The sequence below is a fragment of the Caldalkalibacillus mannanilyticus JCM 10596 genome (genome assembly GCF_000615945.1).
Taxonomy (GTDB): domain Bacteria; phylum Bacillota; class Bacilli; order Caldalkalibacillales; family JCM-10596; genus Bacillus_AT; species Bacillus_AT mannanilyticus.
On the sequence record NZ_BAMO01000099.1, the window covers coordinates 1 to 910 of the forward strand.

Genomic DNA, 910 nt, shown 5'->3' on the forward strand with positions numbered 1-910 from the left:
ATACTCTTCTTATGAAAAGCAACAACTAATTTATGGAAGTTGTTTTTGGTGGAGCCAAGCGGGATCGAACCGCTGACCTCCTGCGTGCAAGGCAGGCGCTCTCCCAGCTGAGCTATGGCCCCATAATGGTCGGGAAGACAGGATTTGAACCTGCGACCCCCTGGTCCCAAACCAGGTGCTCTACCAAGCTGAGCCACTTCCCGAAAATGGCGTGCCCTGAGAGATTCGAACTCCCGACCTTTTGATTCGTAGTCAAACGCTCTATCCAGCTGAGCTAAGGGCACATCATAAAACTATTCTTTTCTAAAATGGTGCCGAGGGCCGGACTTGAACCGGCACGATTGTCACCAACCGCAGGATTTTAAGTCCTGTGTGTCTGCCAATTCCACCACCCCGGCATTTCTCTGGAGCGGAAAACGGGATTCGAACCCGCGACCCTCGCCTTGGCAAGGCGATACTCTACCACTGAGCTATTTCCGCATCTTTTACACACAGTATATTTATGCTCATCGAGCATAATGGTGCGGGTGAAGGGAGTCGAACCCCCACGCCATAGGCGCTAGATCCTAAGTCTAGTGCGTCTGCCAGTTCCGCCACACCCGCATATTTAGTATCCATTCTCACTTCTAGAATGGTGAGCCATGAAGGACTCGAACCTTCGACCCTCTGATTAAAAGTCAGATGCTCTACCGACTGAGCTAATGGCTCTCATTTTGATTTCATGAATATGTTTCATTCATGGTGCCGGCGAAAGGATTTGAACCCTCGACCTACTGATTACAAGTCAGTTGCTCTACCAACTGAGCTACACCGGCATAGTATAAATGTAATGGTGGAGGATGACGGGATCGAACCGCCGACCCCCTGCTTGTAAGGCAGGTGCTCTCCCAGCTGAGCTAATCCTCCAAAT

9 tRNA genes are annotated in these 910 nt (G+C 50.5%); all 9 read right to left on the reverse strand.

Features of this window, described 5'->3' with window-relative positions:
• Positions 1-46: 46 nt before the first annotated feature.
• Positions 47-122 (reverse strand) — tRNA-Ala (locus JCM10596_RS22825).
• A 4-nt stretch (positions 123-126) separates the two neighbouring features.
• Positions 127-203, reverse strand: a tRNA-Pro gene (locus JCM10596_RS22830).
• 4 nt (positions 204-207) lie between these two features.
• Positions 208-284 (reverse strand) — tRNA-Arg (locus tag JCM10596_RS22835).
• 25 nt (positions 285-309) lie between these two features.
• A tRNA-Leu gene (locus JCM10596_RS22840) sits at positions 310-398 on the reverse strand.
• A gap of 7 nt (positions 399-405) precedes the next feature.
• Positions 406-480 (reverse strand) — tRNA-Gly (locus JCM10596_RS22845).
• 39 nt (positions 481-519) lie between these two features.
• Positions 520-603 (reverse strand) — tRNA-Leu (locus JCM10596_RS22850).
• 29 nt (positions 604-632) lie between these two features.
• Positions 633-708 (reverse strand) — tRNA-Lys (locus JCM10596_RS22855).
• 31 nt (positions 709-739) lie between these two features.
• Positions 740-815, reverse strand: a tRNA-Thr gene (locus tag JCM10596_RS22860).
• Positions 816-830: 15 nt separating this feature from the next.
• Positions 831-906: transfer RNA gene (locus tag JCM10596_RS22865), tRNA-Val, on the reverse strand.
• Positions 907-910: the final 4 nt, after the last annotated feature.